Origin of the sequence: Bradyrhizobium jicamae (assembly GCF_001440395.1) — a bacterium.
Lineage (GTDB): Bacteria > Pseudomonadota > Alphaproteobacteria > Rhizobiales > Xanthobacteraceae > Bradyrhizobium > Bradyrhizobium jicamae.
The window spans coordinates 20881-41474 of sequence record NZ_LLXZ01000138.1 but is presented as its reverse complement, the minus strand read 5'-3'; the positions used below and the strand labels follow the sequence as shown (position 1 = coordinate 41474).

Here is a 20594-nt window from a genome sequence, read left to right as displayed (position 1 = left end):
GCGCGGCGGAGCCGGTGCGTAGGGTGGGCAAAGCGCAGCGTGCCCACCATTTCCATCGGGATTTGGGATGGATGGTGGGCACGGCGCAAATGCGCCTTTGCCCACCCTACGAAACCACGGAATGCGGCTACGCCACGCTTTCCAGAAACGCCTCTTCCGCGGCCTGTACCGCGTCGGGGGTTCCGACATGCATCCAGACGCCGTCGAGCCGCAGGCCGAACAGCCGCTCCTGCTCGTTGGCGCGGTCGAACATTTTGGTTAGTGAAAACTCGCCTTTGGGCGCATCGGCAAACAGCGACGGCGACATGATCGCCGCGCCGGCATAGACGAACGGCACCACCTGATGCTCGCGCCGCTTGCGCAGCGCGCCGTCCGGCAGCATGGCATAGTCGCCGCGGCCGCCATAGCCGATGCTGCTGGTGGTCGGCGCCATCAACAGCAGGATGTCCATGCGATCAGGATCGAAGGTTTCGGCGAGTCGCTCCAGGTTGGGTCGCACGCCGTCGATCCACATCGTGTCGGCGTTGAGGTGGAAGAACGGCTCCGTGCCGAGCAGCGGCAGCGCCTTCACCACCGCGCCGCCGGTGCCGAGCACCTGGTCGCGTTCGTCGGAAATGATGATGCGGGGCCGCTTGCGACTTGCCGTGTGCTGGATGATCTGGTCGGGCAGGTAATGCACGTTGACCACGGCCTCGGCGACACCGGCACCAGCGAGCTTGTCCAGCACGTGATCGAGCAATGGCTGGCCGGCAACGCTCACCAGCGGCTTTGGCATGTGGTCGGTCAAGGGGCGCATGCGCAGGCCGAGACCGGCGGCAAGGACCATGGCTTTGGTGGGCGTAACGGACATTTCTGGAGTTTCTCGAACCATCAAATTGCGCCGCGGATCATACCACGGCGAGTAGCTTGAACCAGCAACCATGAGGCCTTAGTGGCCGGATATGACGACCGTACGACGGCCGCCGGCGCGATCCAAACTCAGGCTTCGGCGTCCTCGGTGCCGCGCTTGGCCGCCTTCTTTTTCTTGTCGCCCTGCTTCAGGAAATTGACGCCGATCTGGTCGCCATTGACCCAAGCCAGTTCGCAGCGCCGATAGGCCAGTCCGGTGGACGACAGCAGCAGGAAGAATTCCTTCAGGTGCAGGCCCTCGACCGAACCTTCGACCGTCAGCTTGGCGCCGGTCTCGGAGACGTCTTCCATCACGCAATCGCGTCGCCAGGTGCCGTCGATTCCCATCATGTGCGCCGCAAAGCCGCGCTCGAATACGACTCGATCTCCCCGGCGCCGTTCCGCTCCCGCCATTGCTGTCTTCCCGTTTCAAAATCGGCTTACGCCATGTCTGCACGGCATGGCAGCTTCCAGATTAAAGGCGGGTTGGCTAACAGGAGGTAAATCAGGCGAGAGGCGGCGGCACGTTGGCGGCATACCATTCGCGAAACGCCGCCAATGCCGGATGCGCCAGCGAGCGGTTCAGGTAGGTCCAGATCCGCGGCTGGTGGCGCAGATATTGCGGCTTGCCGTCGCGCCGATTGAGGCGGGCGAAGGTGCCGAGCAGGCGCGTATTCCGCTGCGCTGACATGATGGCGTAAAGCTCGGCAAAGCTCGCCGGATCGAACTGGCTGTCCGTCGCGCGCCGCGCCTTGATGTAGCGGGTCAGGAGCGACAGCTCGAGTTGTTCCGGAATGTCGAGCCGGGCGTCCTGCAGCAGCGACACCAGATCGTAGGCGGCGGGACCCAGCACCGCGTCCTGGAAGTCGATGATGCCGACGCGCAAGATCCCGGTGCGTTCGCCGAGCCAGATGATGTTGGGCGAATGAAAGTCGCGCATCACCCAGGTGCGCGGCGCGGCCGCCGGCTTTTCCAGCAGCGCTCGCCACATCGCGACGAACTGCTCGCGCTGTTCCTGGCTCACCTCAGCACCGCGATCCGGCAGATACCATTCGAGCATCAAGCCGATCTCGACCAGCCACGCGTCGATATCGTAGCGCGGAATGTCGTAGGAAACCTGCGGTGCCAGCGGTGTCGCTTCGGGCAGCGGTTTGCGGTGCAACTCCGCCAACATGTCGGTCGCAGTTTCATAGCGCTCGGTGATCGGCCGTGGCGGATCGCCTTCGATGATGCCGGCGCTGCCGAAATCCTCGGTGATCAGGAAGCCGGAATCGAGATCGGCATGGCGGATCGCGGGCGCCGAGAAGCCGTGCGCGCGCAGGCCGTTGTCGATCGCGACGAACGGCTTGACGTCCTCGGCGAGATGAACGGCCGCGCTGTAGGATTTCCCGCCATAGATCGCCGGGCCGTCCGGGCGGCGCGGCGAATTCATCAGGATCGACGTGCCGTCCTTGTCGATCAGACGTGCGTAGGAACGCGTCGAGGCGTCGCCGGGCATGCGCGCGCGCGCGGCATTCAGAACGCCGGCGTCTTCGAGAAATATTCGCAAAGCCTTCAGCCGCGCCACCTGCGCCGCCGCCTTGCCATGGCCGGTGATCTCGGCGGCGCGCGCGGCGGAGCCGAGCGCCGGACGATGGCTGAAGGCGATGTCGATGCGGTCTTCGGGCAGCGCATCCGGGGCGCGCTCCGGCCATTCGATCAGCGCCAGCGTGCCCTCGGGCAATGGCGACAATCCGATTTCCTCCAGTTCGCTCGCATCGTTGATGCGGTAGAGATCGGCGTGCACGATCGGAAACGGCACGTCGTAGTTCTGCGCCAGCGTGAATGTCGGGCTTGGCACTTCCAGCGCGGGATCGTCGGCGAGATAGCGGATCATGGCGCGTGCGGCGGCCGTCTTCCCCGCGCCGAGATCGCCCGACAGCGTGATGACGTCGCCCGGGCCGACCAGCAGCGCAAGGTCGGCCATCAGATACGCCGTCGCGGCTTCGTTTGCCAGCGCCGCCGTGAATGTGGTCGGGGCGGTCATTCGGCGGCGTTGCGGTGCGCGTTCTGGTCGACCGGGAAGTCGCAGGTGACCGTCGTGCCCTTGCCGACCACCGAATCGACGCGCACCTTGCCGCCATGCAGTTCGACGAAGGAACGCACCAGCGACAGGCCGAGCCCGGCGCCGCGGTGCCGCGAACCGTGCGAGTGGCTCTCGAACCAGTCGAACACCTTGTCCTTCACATCGGCCGGAATGCCGGGGCCGGAGTCGCTGACGGTGAAGATCACGCGATGCTCGGTTCGCCGCGCGCTGATGATAACAGCAGCATCGTGCGGCGAGAATCCGACGGCGTTGGCGAGCAGGTTATAGAGCACCTGCACCACGCGCCGCTCGTCGCCGGTGAAGTTGCCGATATTGGGATCGATATCGACCTTGAGTTCGATGCGGTCGGTCGCCAGCCGGTCCTGAATGCCTTCGGCGGCAGCCTGGATCGCCTTTTCGATATTGACCGGGCCGAGCTCGAGCTTCATGGCGCCGGCATCGATGGTGGCGAGATCGAGAATGTTGTTGGTGAGCGCCAGCAGGGCGTTGGTCGATTTGGTGACGTAGTCGAGATATTCGGCCTGCTTCGGCGTCAGCGGGCCGGTCGAGGGATCGCTGAGGAAATGCGCGAAGCCGATGATGGTGGTCAGCGGCGCGCGCAGCTCATAGGACACGTGGTGGACGAAATCGACCTTCATCTGGTCGGCGGCTTCCAGCGCCTCGTTGCGTTCGCGCAGCGCCCGCTCGACGTTTTCTGTGTCGGTGATGTCCTGGAAGGTCAGCAGCGTTGCGCCGTCCGGCAGCGGCATGGTCATGCAATCCAGCACGCTGCCGTCCTTGCGCTCGAGCTTCAGCGCCACCTGTGCCCGGTTCTCGATTCCCGTGATCGCCTCACGCAGCGCCCGCCAGGTCAGCGCGTCGTCGAACAGCGGCTTGCACCAGGCTTCCACGGTCTCGATGTGGGGCTGCTCCTTCAGCGATTCCGCCGACAGCTTCCACATCCTGGCGAAAGCGGGATTGAACAGCTCGACGCGGCCGTTGCTGCCGAACACCGCGACCGCCTCGGCAAGATTGTCGAGCGTTTCATGCTGGACCCGCGTCAGCCGGTCGTAGCGGCGTGCAAGGTCGAGGCTTTCGGTGACATTGTCGAACAGATAGGTGACGCCGCCTTCGAGGTTCGGCGTGGTGACGACGCTCAGCGCCCGGCCGTCGGGCAGGAACCAGCTGTAGGTCGCCGGCTCGACGGCGCGATAGGCTTCGTGCAGCTTGGCCTTCCAGGCGCGGAAGTCGGGCTGTTCGGGCAGTTTGCGCGTCGCGCGCAAGCGGTCGAGCACGCTGGAATCGTCGGGGTTGGAATCGAGGAAGGCTTGATCGAGCCCCCACAGCCGCCGGTAGGATTCGTTGTAGAAGGCCAGCCGCCGCTGGCCGTCGAACACGGCAACGCCTGACGACAACTGGTCGAGGGTACGGCGATGCGCTTCCGCCATCCGCTCCATGGCGTCGCGCAACGCGGTCGCCTCGCTGGCGTCGATGGCGATGCCGGCGCTGCCGCCACCGAGCCTGAGTGCCTGAACGTCATAGATGCGCCGCTCGCCGCCGACCACGATCGGCAGCCGCGCGCTGAAGCTGGAATTGTCGTTCAGCACCTTGCCCATCTCGACGCGCTGGTCGTTCTCCAGCAGTTCGAGGTTGCGGTGGATCGCGTCTGCAAGGCTTGCACCCTCGGTGGCGCGGACATAGGCCGTATTGGCGTAACGCAGATTGCCCTCGGTGCTCTTGGCCCAGATCGGCCAGGGCGCCGCGGCGGCGAAGTCGCGCAACAGATCGGTCTCCTCCAGCAGCGCTCTGTAGCGGAGATTGGCTTCGGCCAAGTCGCGACGCAGGCCGCCGAGTTCGCGAATCCGCACAATGGCTTGCCCGCCGATGGCGCGGCCCATCGCTTCGATGGCGCGGCCGTTCGAGGGGGAGAGGTTGAGCAGAAAACCTTCGCCGGCTTCGCACAGCAAGTCGACCGCATGGTCCATCTGCAGCGCGGGTTCCGGCGGCAGCCAGGTTCCGAAGGCGAGGATACGTTGTGGCGAGTTCGTCAGCGCGTCCTGCGAGACCAGAAGCGAGGTATCGCCACTGATCTGCGGCCGGTTGTCGCCCGCCGCCCAGGAGATGAGAACCTGGGGCTCGGCGAACAGAAGCGCACGCAGCCGGTCAGCCTGCACCTGCAGGTCGGCGATGTCGGAGCGCAGGCTGAGTTCCGTTCGGGTGGCCCGGATGCGCGTGCGCATCAAGAGGATTGCCGCCACCACGGTGAAACCGAGCAGCGACAGCGCCGTTGTCAGCGCCGCGAATTCCTGGTGATTGAGGTCGAACAAGGCGGAAATTGCCTGTGTGATAGTCAAATCGGCGGCGAACGCGGGTTTAGACAACGCGGGGAGAGCGATGGCAAGCGCGATCGTGCCGTGGCGCGCCAGTGAGGTGCACGACAGCAGGGTTCGACGCATCGCCGCGACTACGCCCGACATTATTTGCCCCAAAAACGCACGACTGCAGGCCCGGCGCTACCCCCGCCGTGCACGAATCAACTGAGAGTATCCCCCAAACGCGACTCAGGGGGTAAGAGTCCAGACCGTGAACGTGAATCCGGCCTGTGTAGAAATCAGAGGATCACCAATTTCAGCCGTGTTTATCGACGCAAATCATCGCCCGGTCGACCCGAAACCGCCACTGCCGCGATCGGTCGTCGAGAGCGACGCCACCGGAACCAGTTCCGCCTGCACCACCGGCGCGATCACCATCTGTGCGATGCGCTCGCCGCGCTTGATCGGAAACGGCGCGTCGCCATGGTTGATCAGAAGCACGTTGATCTCGCCGCGATAATCCGCATCCACAGTACCAGGTGAATTCAGCACCGTGACGCCATGCTTGGCGGCAAGCCCGGAACGTGGCCGCACCTGCGCCTCATAGCCTGAGGGCAGCGCGATCGTCAGCGCGGTCGGCACCATCGCGAATTTCCCGGGCGAAAGAATCAGCGGCGCATCCGCCGGCACCGCCGCGAGCAGGTCGAGCCCCGCGGCATCGGCGCTCTGATAGGCCGGAAGGGCGAGACCATCGCCGTGCGGCAATTGGCGGATGTCGACCTTCACCGTTGCGCTCACGAATTCTTCTCCACGCTTTTCGCAATCTTCGCCACCAGTTCGGTGGCAACTTGTTCCTTGGTCATGACAGGCCAGGACTCGACACCGATATCGTCGCCGTCGCGCGTCAGCAGATGGACGGTGTTGCGGTCGCCGCCCATTACGCCGGTTGCGGGCGAAACGTCGTTGGCGACGATCCAGTCGCAGCCCTTGCGCGCGATCTTGGCCTTGGCGTTGTCGATCAGATGCTCGGTCTCGGCGGCGAAGCCGATCACCAGCGGCGGCCGCTTGTCCGTGAGCTTCGAGATCGTCGCGAGAATGTCGGGGTTTTCGACCAGCTGAAGCGGCGGCATGCCGGCGGAGGTTTTCTTCAGTTTCTGCTCGCCCTCATTGGCGACGCGCCAGTCGGCGACGGCAGCTGCGAAGATCGCGATGTCGGCCGGCAATGCGGCCTGCACCCGATGCAGCATGTCGCGCGCCGATTCCACTCGGATCACGGTGACGCCGGCGGGATCGTGCAAATCCACCGGACCGGAGACCAGCGTGACGTCGGCGCCGGCCGCTTGCGCTGCGACGGCAATGGCAAACCCCTGCTTGCCGGAGGAGCGGTTGGCGATATAGCGCACGGGATCGATCGGCTCATGCGTCGGGCCTGCGGTGATCAGCACGCGCTTGCCGGCGAGCGGGCGCGGTTGCGGCGGGCGCAGGATGTCGACGGCGGCGGCCGCGATCTCGACGGCCTCCGACATCCGCCCGACGCCGGCCTCATTGGATTCAGCCATCTCGCCGGCATTGGGGCCGATCATCTGGACGCCGTCGCGGCGGAGCTGCAGCACGTTGCGGCGAGTGGCGGCATTGTTCCACATTAGCGGATTCATCGCGGGCGCCAGCAGGATCGGCCGGTCGGCCGCCAGGAGGATTGCGCTGGCGAGATCGTCGGCGTGGCCCTGCGCCATCTTCGCCATCAGGTCCGCGGTCGCCGGAGCCACGATGATCAAATCGCATTCGCGCGCCAGGCGGATGTGACCGGCGTCGAATTCGCTGCCGGGGTCGAACAGGTCGGTATAGACACGCTCATGCGACAACGCGCTCGCCGAAAGCGGCGTGACGAATTGCTGGGCCGCTTTCGTCAGCACGCAGCGAACGTCGATGTGCCGCTCCTTCAGCCGCCGGATCAGCTCCAGCGATTTAAAGGCGGCGATGCCGCCGCCGATGATCAGGGTGACATTCCGCGCGCTAGAGGTGCTGACTGGGCGCGGGGCCTGTGCGGGAGCTTCGGCGGAGGAGATGGAGGCGCCTGGTAGTTCGGGGCGCCCCTGGATGAGTTCTCCCAGGATGACCCGAACCTCCTCTTCGACGGAGCGGCCGTTCGTTGCCGATCGAAGCCGCAGATAGGTTTTGACGTGCTCGTCGAGTTTTCGAATGGTCAGGCTGGCCATCGGCGGGCCTCCAGCGGAGATATGCAGTCAATGCTAGCACATTGTGCTAGCATTGCAATCAAAGCTGCCGTATGGCGATCAAGATCCCGATAAAGGTCGCGGCGATGATCCAGAGTGCCACCGTCCGCCAGCGGCTCTTGCGGCCCTCGGCGCGGCCCAGGGCGGCGATCGTCTCCGGCGACAGCGTCATGCCCTCGCGGGTCATCTTCTCCATGTTCTCGAGCACGGCAACCGCCCGCGAGGCGATTGCGGGCAGCCCCGTCATGACGCGGCCGAGTTCGCCGGCGCCTGATAGCGCGCCCTGAACCCGGCCGAGCGGACCGAGATTGCGCTCGATCCATTCGCGCACCACGGGATCGGCGACCTTCCAGATATCGAGTTTGGGATCGAAGCCGCGCGCGACCCCTTCGACCACCACCATGGTCTTTTGCAGCAGGATCAGTTCGGGCCGGGTCTGCATGTCGAACAGGCCGGTGACTTCGAGCAGAAGCGTCAGCAGCTTCGCCATCGAGATTTCTTCGGCGGTGCGATTGTGGATCGGCTCGCCGATGGCGCGGATGGCCTGCGCGAAATTCTCCACCGAGTGATGGCCCGGCACGTAACCGGCTTCGAAATGCACTTCCGCGACGCGACGATAGTCGCGCGTGATGAAGCCGAGCAGGATTTCGGCAAGGAAGCGCCGCTCCTTCATCCCGAGCCGGCCCATGATGCCGAAATCGACCGCAACCAGCCGGCCGGCATTGTCGAGAAACAGGTTGCCGGGATGCATGTCGGCATGAAAGAAGCCGTCGCGAAGCGCGTGGCGCAGGAAACTCTGGATCACCTTGCGGCCGAGGTCGGGCAGATCGACCTGCGCGGCTTCAAGGCGCGCGTGATCGTTGAGCGCAATGCCGTCGATCCACTCCATCGTCAGCACGTTGTGGGTGGTGCGGTCCCAGTCGACGACAGGCACGCGGAAATCCGGATCGTCGCGCGTGTTCTCCGCCATCTCGGACAGCGCGGCTGCCTCCAGCCGCAGATCCATCTCCATCGCGACCGAGCGCGACATCGTGTTGATGACTTCGATCAGCCGCAGCCGCCGTGCTTCAGCCGAATGCGCCTCCGCATTGTGCGCGACGAAGAAGAAGTCAGCGAGATCGCGGCGGAAACGCGAGGCGACATTGGGACGGAGAACTTTTACGGCGACCGGCTGGCGCACGCCGTCGCGCTCCACTTCGCCGCGATGCACCTGGGCGATCGAGGCGGCGGCGACCGGGGGTCCGAGGCTGATAAATGCCTGCGCCACAGGGCGTTCCAGCGATGCGGCGATCACCGCCTCGGCTTCGGTTTGCGCAAACGGCGGCAGCCGGTCCTGCAGGCTTTCCAGATCGCGCGCCATCGCGACGCCGACCACGTCGGGGCGCGTCGCCAGAAACTGTCCGAGCTTGAGATAGGCGGGGCCGAGCCGCGTCAGCGCACGCGACAGCCGCGGACCGACTTTGACGCCGGGCCGCTCGATCAGCCGCGCCAGGCGCAGCGCGAGTTGCCCGGGCGGCGGCACCAGGCTCGGATCGACCACGCCGAACACGCCTTCGCGCGCGAACACGTAGGCGGCACGGACGAGCCGCGCGATGTGGGGCGCTGCAGAAATCACAAACGCCAGCCCGAATGCAAAGCCACGATGCCGCCGGAGAGGCTTTCCCACTTCACCCGGGCAAAGCCGGCGGCGCGGATCATCTCGGCAAATTGATTGGGCCGGGGAAATTTCCGGATCGATTCGACGAGATATTGATAAGACTCCGCGTCGCCCGTTACGGCGCGGCCGAGCGGCGGGATCACCTTGAACGAGAACTGGTCGTACAACCAATCGAGCCCGGGAACGTCGACGGTGGAGAATTCCAGGCACAGGAATCGGCTGCCCGGCCGCAGCACGCGATAGGCCTCGCGCAGCGCCGCATCGATCCGCGGTACGTTGCGGATGCCGAAGGCGATGGTGTAGGCGTCGAAGGCGCGATCGGGAAACGCCAGTGTCTCGGCATTGCCCTCGACAAAGGAAATCTGATGGTCGAGGTGGCGCGCCAGCGCGCGGTTGCGGCCGACCTCGAGCATGTCGGTGTTGATGTCGCAGACGGTGGCGTGGAAGCCCAGGCCTGCCGCATCGGCCGCGCGGAAGGCGATATCGCCGGTGCCGCCGGCGACATCGAGCAGCGCAAACGGCGCGTCGTTCTTCGGCGGGTTGAGCGCCATAATCATGATGTCTTTCCAGACCCGGTGCAGGCCCGCCGACATCAGATCGTTCATCAGGTCGTAACGCCGTGCCACGCTGTGAAAAACGTCGTTCACCAGCGTCTGCTTGTCCCCCAAGGGCACGTCCCTGAAGCCAAAATGGGTGGTTTGATCCGGCCGATCCATCAACTTTACTCCATAGGCCAACCATAGCGCGCCGGCCGCAATGGCGCTATCACGTCACCTCCATAAGGTGAATGCCTGTATGCCCGAATTGCCTGAAGTTGAGACCGTCCGCCGCGGCCTTCAGCCCGCCATGGAGGGGTCGAAAATCCTCAAGGCGGAAGCCCGCCGGAAGGATCTCCGCTTTCCCTTTCAAAAAGATTTTATCGCGCGGCTGGAGGGCCAGACCGTGACCGGCCTCGGCCGCCGCGCCAAATACCTGATGGCGGATCTCGGCTCCGGTGATGTCCTGCTGATGCATCTGGGCATGTCCGGCTCGTTCCGGGTGCTGGACGGCGTCAACGACAGCGCGCCCGGCCAATTCCACCATCCGCGCAGCGAGGACCGCGCACATGATCACGTGGTGTTCCACATGTCATCGGGTGCCGCTATCGTGTTCAACGATCCGCGCCGCTTCGGCTACATGAAGATCATCGCCCGCAACGCGCTGGAGGACGAACCGCTGTTGAAGGATCTCGGACCGGAGCCGCTCGGCAACGAATTCGACGCTGCGATGCTGGCGGCATCCTGCGCCAACAAGAAGACCAGCCTGAAGGCCGCGCTGCTCGACCAGCGCGTGGTCGCCGGCCTCGGCAATATCTATGTCTGCGAAGCGCTGTACCGGTCGCATCTGTCACCGCGCCGATTGGCTGCGACGCTGGCGACGAAAGCCGGACAACGCAAGGGCGTTGCCGGGGGCGAACCGACCGATCACGCCGTGCGGCTGGTGAATGCGATTCATTCGGTGCTGAATCAGGCGATCAAGGCCGGCGGCTCCTCGATCAGCGATCATCGCCTGACCTCGGGCGAGCTCGGCTACTTCCAGCACTCGTTCCAGGTCTATGACCGCGAGGGCGAGAAGTGTCAGACGAAGAACTGCGGCGGCATTGTGCGGCGTTTCGTGCAGAATGGCCGCTCCACTTTCTGGTGCCCGAAATGTCAGAAATGACCGTCACTCCGACGCTCGAAACCAAGCGCTTGATCCTGCGGCCGCTCGCGATGTCGGATGCGCCGGCGATCCAGCGCCATTTCAACAACTGGAACATCATCCAGCATCTCGCGCAGGTCGTTCCCTGGCCGTATCCGGAAGACGGCGCGGTGACCTTCGTTACGCGGGAACTGGAAAGGGTCGCCGCAGGGGAAGAGATCTATAATTGGATGCTGGTGCTGCGCGGCGGCGATGGCGAGGCGGTCGGGAATATCCGCTTTCGTCCGAGGTCGGACAATGTGAAGGGCAACCGGGGTTTCTGGCTCGCCGAGCGCTATTGGAATCAGGGCTTGATGAGCGAAGCCGTCTCGGCGGTAAACGATTTTGCCTTCCGCACGCTCGGGATCGAGAGCTTCTACGCCTGCAATGCGGCCACCAACGCGGCGTCACGCCGGGTCAAGCAGAAGACCGGCGCCGAGTTCATCGGCTATGTCGAGCTTGCCCATCACGACGGCCAGACGCTCGCCGAAAAATGGCGCGTGTCGCGGGAAAACTGGCTGCGTCGGCATCGATAGCAAAGCGAAGCAATCCAGCGGGGCTGGTGGCTGGATTGCTTTCGCCTTGGCTCGCCGAACTTTGGCGGCGGCAGGGGGTATCACGTCCGAGCCAGGACTCTCAGGAAGCGAGCGCTGTCGTTTGCGACGGACGGGAGCGCGGCCATTGCAGGAAGAATCTTGGGCGTTTCCACCAGCTCCTTGACGATCGGCGCGTCACGGGCGGTCGACGCATTGCCCAGCCTCGCGTCGACCCACTGCCAGAGAGCGCGGATTTCCTCGGCGGATTTGCCGCCTGGTGCATGTTCGCAGACCGCCAGGCCGGCGATCAGCGCGTCCTGGTGATCGTTGCGCATTACGATGACGGGTCTGGCGACAATATCGGCGGCGTCGAGCGCGGCCTCATCGCCCAGCAGGTTCTCCGCGCCGGCGAGGCGCGCCGCGCTCCGGATCGGCGTCTGGTTCAGGACGTAGGCGAACGGCTTGCGCCAGGCCCTGACGACACTGAGCGTCGCAGCCGTCGCCTCGATGTCGGCGATGCTTGGGCGCGCCGGAATAAGGCAGAAGTCGGCATAACGGATCGCTGAATTGGTCGCGGCAGTGATCCCGCCCGCGGTATCGACGATCGTTACCGTCACGCCCTCGCGGCCGAGCGATTGCAGGCGCTGTTCGACCTCCCTGGCGGCGTAGATCGGCTCGACGATCGGCGCGGCATAGGGGCGGCGGCGCTTCCAGTTCGAAAGGGTGCCCTGTGTATCCGTCTCGATCAGGCGGACATTGTGCCCGGCCCGGATGGCGGCAAGGGCAAGGCTGATGGCGAGCGTGCTTTTCCCCGCGCCACCCTTCTGGGTGGCCAATACGATCGTCTGCATTTCACGTCCTCTGGATGGCTTTCTGGCATTTGGGTTCCGGCACACGAGCTGCGCCGCATTCTGCGACGCCAAGTTACGCGCTCTCTCAGACGTGCCCAGCCCGATCCAAAGGTCAGGGGATCGCGGTAGTCCGAATCAGTCAGCTTGCAATGATGCCCGATTCTGGAATGGTGGTCATCCGGGCAAATACTGCCGCGTGGTGCATTTTATGCCCAGTGAAACCACAACAAGAAACGGGAAAACAGCATGACGGGTCATTGGCGGGATCGCGCAGCCACCACTTTTCAGTGCCAGAAGCAGCCTGCGGCCGGCAGCCGCGGCATGGTGGTCAGCAATCACCCGCTGGCCTCGAGCGCCGGCGCGGAAATGCTGGCGGCGGGCGGCAATGCCATCGATGCCGCGATCGCGACCCTGTTCGCGCTGACGGTGGTCGAGCCGATGATGGTCGGCATCATCGGCGGCGGCATGGCCCATGTCAGGCTCGCCGACGGCAGCCACCGCTTCATCGACGGCCAGAGCACGGTGCCGCTGGCGGTGAGGCCCGATACCTACACCTTGAAGCCCGGTTCGGCGCATGATGTGTTCGATACCGTCGGCGAGGAGAATCTGAACGGCCCGAAGGCCGTCGCGGTGCCGGGCTCGCTGAAAGCCTGGTGCGAGACGCTGCAGCGGTTCGGCACCATGGGCCTTGCCGACGTCATGCAGCCCGCCATCAAATATGCCGCACGCGGCTATGCGGCGACGCCATATTTGCACGAATGCATCACCGACAGTGCCGCGGAAATGTTGAAGGACAAGGGGATCTCGGCGATCTATTTGCCTAACGGGATGCCGCTGAAAGTTGGCGAGCGCGTGGTGCAGTCGGAATATGCGGAGACGCTGCGCTACATCTCGCAGCACGGCGAGGCGGCGCTGTATCACGGGCCGCTCGGCGATATCCTTGTCGATTACATGAAGAAGAACGGCGGCTTCATCGCCCGCGAGGACCTGACGGGCTACAAGACCGTCGAGCGCCAGCCGATCCGCGCCGATTATCGCGGCTGGCAAATTCTCGGGCCGCCGCCGCCCGCGGCCTCCGGCGTGCACATCGCGCAGATGCTCAACATTCTCGAAGGCTATGATATTGCAAAGCTCGGCTTCGGCTCTGCTGACACCATCCACTATCTTGCCGAGGTGCTCAAGATCGCCTTCGCCGACCGCGCTGCCGCCAGCGGCGATCCTGAATTCATCAACGTGCCGGTCGAGCGGCTGACCTCGAAGGCCTATGCCGACGAACGCCGCCGGGCGATCGATCCGAACCGCGCGCAAGCGTGGGGCGCCGGTATCGCGCAGCTCGAAAGCGCCGACACCACCCACATGACCGCGGCGGATGCGTTCGGCAATGTGGTCGCGACCACGCAGACCATCAACAATCTGTTCGGCGCCAAGATTCTGATTCCCGGGCTCGGCGCCATTCCGAACAACTACATGAACCTTTACGATCCTCGCCCCGGCCATGCGCTGTCGCTGGCGCCGGGCAAACGCGTGACGACCTCGATGTCGCCTGTCATGGCGTTGCGCGACGGCAAGCTCGTTTACGCGCTCGGCCTACCCGGCGGAAAGCGGATCTTCCCAAGTGCGATGCAGGCACTGATCAACCTGATCGACCACGGCATGAGCCTGCAGGAGGCGGTCGAAGCGCCGCGGGTCTGGACCGAGGGCAATGCGCTCGAAGTCGAACTGGCGGTGCCTGATCATGTTCGCGCCAAACTTGTCGCGATGGGTCACAGGGTGCAGCCGATGCCGACGGTTGCCGGCGGCATGAATGCGATCCAGTTTCACACGGACGGCACGATGTCGGGCGCAGCGTGCTGGCGCGCGGACGGAACGCCGATTGGCATCGCCGGCGGGCTCGCGCGTGCCGGCGTGAGGTTCGGATTGAGCTGAGACCTTTGCTCTTGCCGCACGAAAGGATGTCATACCCGCGAAGGCGGGTATCCAGTACGCCGCGGCCTCTCGGCTCAATCACCACGGCCTCTTGAATACTGGGTCACCTGCCCCAGTGCGCAATTGCGCACAAGGCAGGTGACGACAGCTCACTTCCTGACGCAGATCACACGAACGACCGACGCTTTGGCGTCTGTCGTCCCGCCGCTCGCACTAACGCCATTGGCTTTCAGAAAATCGCGCAGCGTATCGCTCGTCACCAGCACCGCCTGTGCCGCGGGTACGCCATTGGTGGTCCCCGCGACCTGAACCGGTTTCAACAGCGCGATGCCGGCAAACCTGCCGTCGCCATCCTGCGCCGGCGCGCCGGAAAAGCCGAGTGCCGGGGCAGGCGTCAGCGCGACATCACTGGCGCCGCCGAGTTGGGTTACCGAAGCCTTGGCGCCGGTGACCGCAGCGCCGCCGCCCTGGTTCTGCGGATCGGCAATGCCGGTGAGATCGAGCGACGTTTTTGTAGCGGCGTTAGCGAGGTTGAGCGCTTGCAGCCCGCGTGCGCCATAGATGCGCAGCAGCGCGAGATCGTGCTCCTTGTTCTCGGCGACGCGGTCGGCATTGCCGAAGCCCGCGATTGCGACCGTAAGGCAACCGTCGGTGATCTGGCGATCGGCGATGATCGCGCCGTCGTCACCGACGACGACACCGGTGCCGTATTCGACGGTCTTGCGCGGCGGAGGCCCAGCGGTTTGCGCCGCCGCCGGAAACGCGTTGAACGCACTCGACATCGCGATCACGACCGGCTCCACGGTATTCTCGGTCGCCTGGTCGTACATGATGGTGAGGATGCGAACCTCGTCTCCCTTGAAGGTGCCGCGCATGTAAAACTTCTTCAGGCCCTGCAGGCCGGACAGCACGAAGAAGTCGGGCTTGACCACGGTGTAATCGATGTTGCGGCCCGGTTCCTTCTTCTCGCGCTCGGCAAGCTTGGCGGTGGTCGGATTGGCCTCCTTGCGCCGCGCCAGTTGAATCTGGATGGTGCCGGTCGGCGAGGTCCATTTGGTGCCGGTGGCGTCGCTGGCCTGCGCCGGCACCAGCTTGGTGGGAATTCCCAGCCGCACGCCGGTGCCGGGATCGGTGGCGATCTTCCAGCCGACGCTTTCCTGCTTTTTCCTCGCGGTATCGGCGAGCGCACCGCGCTCCTGCGGATTGAGCACGCCGGTCTGCTTGCCCCCGCGCGATTTCTGGAATTCCTTGATCGCATTGACCATGCGCTCGCTGACGTCGCCGGTGATGGCGCCGTTATATTGTCCGACCCAGGCAAGGTCCGACTGCAGCGCCAGCCGCTCGGCCTGTCCCAGCGCCTTGGCGGTGTCCTCCGGCTTCTGCAGCGCGGGGCGGATCGGCTCCGTCGCGACCGGCTTGGGCTTGGTGCCGGCCGTGGAAGGCGGCGTCATCTGCGCCTGCGCGGTGGTCCCGGCGACCACAAAAACCGAAGCCGCGATCACCAATGTTGCTGAAGGCACCAATCTCATGACAAATCCCGGCGGAAGAGGGAGAGTGCGATCATTGACGTCCGGCCAATTAAGCACATCTGCTTAGTCGGCAACAACCGCACCCCGGTTCAGGGCATCCCGGTTTTCCTCGTTCTGGTTTGACAGTCGAGGTGCGGGAGAAGGAAATAGTACGACCATGCTGACGGCCGACGAACTCGAACGCTATGCCCGCCACATCGTGCTGCGCGACGTCGGCGGCCCCGGGCAGGCCGCGCTGAAGCAGGCGTCGGTGCTGGTGATCGGCGCCGGCGGGCTCGGCGCACCTGTCTTGATGTATCTGGCCGCCGCCGGTGTCGGCCGGCTCGGCGCTGTCGATGACGACATCGTCTCGCTCTCCAATCTGCAGCGGCAGGTCATCCACACCACGCCTGACATCGGCCGGCTCAAGGTCGACAGCGCCGCGGAGACGGTTCGCGCGCTCAATCCGCATGTCCAGTTCGAGCCGCACGCGGTGCGTCTCAATGCGGGGAACGTGATGGCGCTGATCGACGACTACGATCTGGTGCTCGACGGTTCCGACAATTTCGAAACCCGCTATCTGATTTCCGATGCCTGTTTCTTCGCCGGCAAGCCGCTGATCACGGCGGCGCTGGGTCAGTTCGACGGATCGCTGACCACGATCCGCGCGCATGAGCGGGACGCCGACGGCCGTTTCAATCCGACCTATCGCTGCCTGTTTCCCGAACCGCCGCCGCCCGGCACCGTGCCGGCCTGCGCGGAGGCCGGCGTGATGGGCGCGCTGGCGGGCATGCTGGGCTCGATGATGGCGCTGGAGGCGATCCGCGAAATCGTCGGCTTCGGCGAAAGCCTGGTCGGCCGGTTGGTGATGGTGGACGCGCGCGCGATGCGCTTTGAAACCCTGCGCTATCAGCGCGATCCGCAAAACCCGCTCAACGGCGATACGCCCGTTATCGTCGATCTGAGCGGGCACGCGGCCTAGCCGCTCATCGCTTCTCGCTGTCCATATGCGCAAGCTGGGCTTCGGGATAGCGCGCGCCGGCGGCGACGTCGGGTGGAAATGCTTCGGTCAATGTGGCCAGATGGGCCGGCGTCAGCTTTACATCGAGTGCACCGAGCGCCTCAGCGAGACGATCGCGGCGACGGGCGCCGACCAGCGGCACGATATCGCTGCCCTGCGCGGCGACCCAGGCAATGGCGACTTGGGCTGGCGAAGCGCCGACGTCGTCGGCAATTCGCCGCAACGAGTCAGCCAGCATCAGGTTCGCATCGAGATTCGAGCCCTGAAAGCGCGGGCTAAGGCTGCGGAAATCCTGTGCGCCGGAACGATCCTTGGTCCAGTGGCCGCTGATCAGGCCGCGCGCCAATACGCCATAGGCGGTGATGCCAATGCCGAGTTCCCGGCAAGTCTTCAGGATGTCGCTCTCGATGCCGCGTGCGAGCAGCGAATACTCGATCTGCAGATCGACAATCGGATGCACGGCGTGCGCCCGGCGAATAGTTTCGGAGCCGACCTCGGAAAGGCCGATATGCCTGATCCAACCGGCTTTGATCATGTCGGCCATCGCGCCGACCGTTTCCTCGATCGGCACATCCGGATCGAGCCGCGCGGGCCGATAGATGTCGATGGTGTCGACGCCAAGCCGCTGCAGCGAATAGGCGACGAAATTCCTGATCGCGGCCGGACGGCTGTCATAGCCGAGAAAGCCCTTGTTGGGATCGCGCAACGCGCCGAACTTCACGCTGATCTGCAGGTTATCGCGGTTGCGCGAGGTGAGCGCTTCGCGGATCAGCATTTCATTGTGGCCCATGCCGTAGAAATCGCCGGTGTCGAGCAGGGTGATGCCGGCATCGAGCGCGGCATGGATGGTGGCGATGCTCTCGTTGCGGTCGGCCGGGCCGTAGAAGTCCGACATGCCCATGCAGCCGAGGCCGATGGCGGAGACGTTAGGGCCGGTAGAGCCGAGTTTGCGCTTTTCCATGATGGTTCTCCTCGAATTGCCGGCGGCCGTTCGCGCCGTCGTGACGAGGCTGATATGCATCCTCCGGACAAAACCGATAAGCTGGACAATTTGGAATAGCTTGTTCAGTATATCGAACAATGAAGGATTTCGACCTCCGCGACCTCAGTGCTTTCGTGGCCATCGCGCGCACGCAGAATTTCCGCCGGGCCGCGACCGAGCAGGGCGTTTCCGTCTCGAGCCTCAGCCAGCGGCTGCGCGACATGGAAGAGCGGCTCGGCGTGCGCCTGATGAACCGCACCACGCGCAGCGTTGCGCTCACCGAAGCCGGCGAGCTGCTGCTGGCCCGCGTCGCGCCTGCGATATCGGATGTCGGCGACGCGATCGATCAGGTGCGCGGCTTGCGCGGCGTGCCCTCGGGGCGCCTGCGCATCAACGCGCCGCCGCCGGCGATCGATCTCGTGTTGGCACCGATGGTGGCGCCGTTTCTTCAGAAGCATCCGAAAATCGATCTGGAGATCGTCGGCGAAAGTTCGTTCGTCGATATCGTGGCTCAAGGCTTCGATGCCGGCGTGCGCTATGGCGAACATCTGGCGCAGGACATGATCGCGGTGTCGCTGGGGTCGCCGCAGCGTTACGCGGTCGTGGCGTCAAAGGAATATGTGGCGCGGCATGGCCGCCCGGAAGCGCCGAAGGATCTGCTCGACCATGCCTGCATCCGCACCCGCTTCGGCAGCGGCGCGATGCTGGATTGGGAATTCGAGAAAGCAGGGCGCGTGGTGAAGGTCTCACCGCCGGCCAAGCTGATCGCGACCTATCTCGGCCTTGCGTTGCGTGCCGTGCATGACGGCACAGGCTTCTGGATGACGTTCGAGGGTTACGTGCGCTACGGCATCAAGTCCGGCGCGCTGGTCAGCGTGCTCGACGATTGGTGCGCGCCGTTTCCGGGACCGTTTTTGTATTATCCGAGCCGCCGCCAGCCTCCGCCGGCGCTCGCCGCGTTCGTGGCCTTTGTCGCGGATTGGCGAAAGCGGGAGCGGCGGAAGAGTAAGTAATGCCTTAGCCCGGATGGAGCGCAGCCTGATCCGGGATTAGCATCCGCGGCACGATTCCCCGGATTTTCGCTGCGCTCCACCCGGGCCACGCTTGCTTCGCTCGCATCGGGTCTCGGTTTCCCGGTTATAGCGAGCGTCCGCTTGTTGTAGATTTAGCGTCTATTCTCGCGAGTTCGGTGTAAGCGAGATCAACCCTTGCATTCTCGATGAAGCCGCGAATTCGGCCTGATGCCCATTTGATGTCGATTCCTATGTAGTCCGTCGTGGGCTCTAGCGTTACCAAGCTCGGCTTCCAGATCCAACTGATCGGGTGATAGTCGAAGATCATCGGATGGCTCGGAGGGCGACCGTCGATCTCAATGGTAAGATCATCAAAATGGTTCGGAGGGCCATCGTCGATCTCAATGGTAAAACCATCAAAGTCGATCGCGCGGATTTGGCCGGACGACCTGGCCAGGCGGGCCGAGTCCAAAATTGTTCTCACCTCATCCCGGGACAGATCAATGCGGCGCTCGCTGAGATTGTCACTCAACACGACCTTGTCGGGATGGATGATAAGAAACAGGGACGGCGATAGCGTTATCGTTGGAGGCAGCATCTCCGAAAGGATGCTCGCCAGAAACCGAGAGGCAAGATTTACAGTGCTTTTCAGCAACATCGCCCTGTCAGGTAACGACTTCAGAATGCCTCCACTTCACCGCAAACCCCCTCACAGCATGCTGGGTAGCACGCGATCCGGCGGCTTGTGGTTGTCGAGGAAGGTCCTGATGTTGATGATCACCTTCTCGCCCATCTCGACGCGGCCCTCGATGGTGGCCGAGCCCATATGCGGCAGCAGCGTCACCTTGCCGGCCTTGGCGAGCCGCACCAGTTTTGGATTGACCGCAGGCTCGTGCTCGTAGACGTCGAGGCCGGCGCCGCCGACATCGCCGGCTTCCAGCAGCTTGATCAGGGTGTCCTCGTCGATCACCCCGCCGCGCGCAGTGTTGACGATATAGGCGTCCTTGCGGATCAGCTTGAGCCGCCGCGCCGACAACAGGTGATAGGTCGCCGGCGTATGCGGACAGTTCACCGAGATGATGTCCATCCGCGCCAGCATCTGGTCGAGGCTTTCCCAGTAGGTCGCCCCCAACTCCTCGGCGATAACAGGCGCCACCGGACGGCGGTTGTGATAGTGGATCTGCAGGCCGAAGGCGCGCGCGCGACGGGCGACCGCCTGGCCGATGCGGCCCATGCCGATAATGCCCAAGCGCTTGCCGCCGATGCGATGGCCGAGCATCCAGGTCGGCGACCAGCCCGGCCAGCTCTTGCCGTCCGGGAGAATGGTTGCGCCTTCGATCAGCCGCCGTGGTACGGCGAGAATCAGCGCCATGGTCATGTCGGCGGTGTCTTCGGTCAGCACTTTCGGCGTGTTGGTCACGGTAATGCCGCGCGCATGCGCCGCCGTGACGTCGATATTGTCGACGCCGTTGCCGAAATTGGCGATCATGCGCAGCTTGCAGTCGGGGTGCTTGAGCATCTGCTCGTCGATCATGTCGGTGACCGTCGGCACAAGCACGTCGGCCGTGCGGCTGGCTTCGGCAATCTGCTGCGGCGTCATCGGCGTGTCGTCGAGATTCAACGTCGCGTCGAACAGCTCGCGCATCCTCGTCTCGATCGAGTCCGGCAGTTTGCGGGTGACGACGACGAGAGGTTTTTTCTTAACCGACATGTCCTGCTCTCATGAGGGAGTGCGCTGCAGCGCGCCGTTCAGGCCTCATTAACCCGGTTGTTCGACACTGCGTTGGCCACGCGGTCCCGGTATCCGGCTGTTTGCTGAGGCAAGTCCCTTGGGTTCCCAATACTTCCTCGGATTCTCGGCGGAAAATCCAGGTGTTCTGGT

Annotated in this window: 18 protein-coding genes; 5 read left to right on the top strand and 13 right to left on the bottom strand. The window is 64.3% G+C overall.

Features of this window, described 5'->3' with window-relative positions; translation table 11 throughout:
- Positions 1–127 precede the first annotated feature (127 nt).
- From CQ12_RS22500 to ubiE, 8 genes are all read right to left on the bottom strand, one after another.
- Positions 128–850 (bottom strand): nucleotidyltransferase family protein, encoded by a 723-nt coding sequence (locus CQ12_RS22500; RefSeq protein ID WP_057837489.1) that lies wholly within the window; start codon positions 848–850, stop codon positions 128–130.
- A 128-nt stretch (positions 851–978) separates the two neighbouring features.
- The gene (locus tag CQ12_RS22495) at positions 979–1302 is read right to left on the bottom strand and encodes a PilZ domain-containing protein (protein WP_057837488.1); all 324 of its coding nucleotides are present in this window, start codon (positions 1300–1302) and stop codon (positions 979–981) included.
- A gap of 91 nt (positions 1303–1393) precedes the next feature.
- The gene (gene tsaE / locus CQ12_RS22490) at positions 1394–2914 is read right to left on the bottom strand and encodes a tRNA (adenosine(37)-N6)-threonylcarbamoyltransferase complex ATPase subunit type 1 TsaE (protein ID WP_057837487.1); all 1521 of its coding nucleotides are present in this window, start codon (positions 2912–2914) and stop codon (positions 1394–1396) included.
- Positions 2911–5430, bottom strand: a complete 2520-nt coding sequence (locus CQ12_RS22485) for a PAS domain-containing sensor histidine kinase (protein ID WP_057837486.1) — start codon at positions 5428–5430, stop codon at positions 2911–2913. Before CQ12_RS22485 ends, tsaE begins: the two co-directional genes overlap by 4 nt.
- Positions 5431–5604: 174 nt before the next feature.
- The gene (gene dut, locus CQ12_RS22480; RefSeq protein ID WP_057837485.1) at positions 5605–6063 is read right to left on the bottom strand and encodes a dUTP diphosphatase; all 459 of its coding nucleotides are present in this window, start codon (positions 6061–6063) and stop codon (positions 5605–5607) included.
- Complete coding sequence (gene coaBC, locus CQ12_RS22475; RefSeq protein ID WP_057837484.1) at positions 6060–7481, bottom strand: bifunctional phosphopantothenoylcysteine decarboxylase/phosphopantothenate--cysteine ligase CoaBC; 1422 nt, start codon at positions 7479–7481, stop codon at positions 6060–6062. The genes dut and coaBC overlap by 4 nt, the downstream gene beginning before the upstream one ends.
- Before the next feature lie 58 nt (positions 7482–7539).
- The gene (gene ubiB, locus CQ12_RS22470; protein ID WP_057837483.1) at positions 7540–9114 is read right to left on the bottom strand and encodes a 2-polyprenylphenol 6-hydroxylase; all 1575 of its coding nucleotides are present in this window, start codon (positions 9112–9114) and stop codon (positions 7540–7542) included.
- Positions 9111–9872, bottom strand: coding sequence for a bifunctional demethylmenaquinone methyltransferase/2-methoxy-6-polyprenyl-1,4-benzoquinol methylase UbiE (ubiE, locus tag CQ12_RS22465; protein ID WP_057837511.1), 762 nt, complete (start codon positions 9870–9872; stop codon positions 9111–9113). Before ubiE ends, ubiB begins: the two co-directional genes overlap by 4 nt.
- Positions 9873–9951: 79 nt before the next feature.
- Between ubiE and mutM the strand changes: the two genes are divergently transcribed.
- Both mutM and CQ12_RS22455 read left to right on the top strand, forming a co-directional pair.
- Positions 9952–10857 carry a bifunctional DNA-formamidopyrimidine glycosylase/DNA-(apurinic or apyrimidinic site) lyase gene (gene mutM / locus CQ12_RS22460; protein WP_057837482.1) on the top strand — a complete coding sequence of 302 codons (906 nt, stop codon included), beginning with the start codon at positions 9952–9954 and terminating at the stop codon, positions 10855–10857.
- A complete protein-coding gene (locus tag CQ12_RS22455) occupies positions 10854–11411 on the top strand; it encodes a GNAT family N-acetyltransferase (protein ID WP_057837481.1) in 558 nt (185 codons plus the stop codon). The genes mutM and CQ12_RS22455 overlap by 4 nt, the downstream gene beginning before the upstream one ends.
- An 80-nt stretch (positions 11412–11491) precedes the next feature.
- Here the strand turns inward: CQ12_RS22455 and CQ12_RS22450 are convergent, their stop codons facing one another.
- Complete coding sequence (locus CQ12_RS22450) at positions 11492–12262, bottom strand: ParA family protein (protein ID WP_057837480.1); 771 nt, start codon at positions 12260–12262, stop codon at positions 11492–11494.
- Positions 12263–12508: 246 nt separating this feature from the next.
- Between CQ12_RS22450 and ggt the strand changes: the two genes are divergently transcribed.
- Positions 12509–14188 (top strand): gamma-glutamyltransferase, encoded by a 1680-nt coding sequence (gene ggt / locus CQ12_RS22445; RefSeq protein WP_057837479.1) that lies wholly within the window; start codon positions 12509–12511, stop codon positions 14186–14188.
- A gap of 149 nt (positions 14189–14337) precedes the next feature.
- On the opposite strand, the gene CQ12_RS22440 is transcribed toward ggt, so the two are convergent.
- Entirely contained in the window at positions 14338–15717 is a 1380-nt protein-coding gene (locus tag CQ12_RS22440; RefSeq protein ID WP_057837478.1) for a serine protease, read from the bottom strand.
- Between the two features lie 157 nt (positions 15718–15874).
- On the opposite strand from CQ12_RS22440, the gene CQ12_RS22435 reads away from it, so the two are divergent.
- Entirely contained in the window at positions 15875–16678 is an 804-nt protein-coding gene (locus CQ12_RS22435) for a HesA/MoeB/ThiF family protein (RefSeq protein WP_057837477.1), read from the top strand.
- Between the two features lie 4 nt (positions 16679–16682).
- On the opposite strand, the gene CQ12_RS22430 is transcribed toward CQ12_RS22435, so the two are convergent.
- The gene (locus CQ12_RS22430) at positions 16683–17678 is read right to left on the bottom strand and encodes an aldo/keto reductase (RefSeq protein WP_057837510.1); all 996 of its coding nucleotides are present in this window, start codon (positions 17676–17678) and stop codon (positions 16683–16685) included.
- 119 nt (positions 17679–17797) lie between these two features.
- Here CQ12_RS22430 and CQ12_RS22425 point away from each other — a divergent pair, with 119 nt between their 5' ends.
- Positions 17798–18712, top strand: a complete 915-nt coding sequence (locus CQ12_RS22425; protein ID WP_057837476.1) for a LysR family transcriptional regulator — start codon at positions 17798–17800, stop codon at positions 18710–18712.
- A 124-nt stretch (positions 18713–18836) separates the two neighbouring features.
- On the opposite strand, the gene CQ12_RS22420 is transcribed toward CQ12_RS22425, so the two are convergent.
- Both CQ12_RS22420 and CQ12_RS22415 read right to left on the bottom strand, forming a co-directional pair.
- On the bottom strand, positions 18837–19370 hold the full coding sequence (locus CQ12_RS22420; RefSeq protein WP_057837475.1) for a hypothetical protein: 534 nt from the start codon (positions 19368–19370) through the stop codon (positions 18837–18839).
- Between the two features lie 51 nt (positions 19371–19421).
- Entirely contained in the window at positions 19422–20423 is a 1002-nt protein-coding gene (locus CQ12_RS22415) for a 2-hydroxyacid dehydrogenase (RefSeq protein ID WP_057837474.1), read from the bottom strand.
- Between the last annotated feature and the right edge of the window lie 171 nt (positions 20424–20594).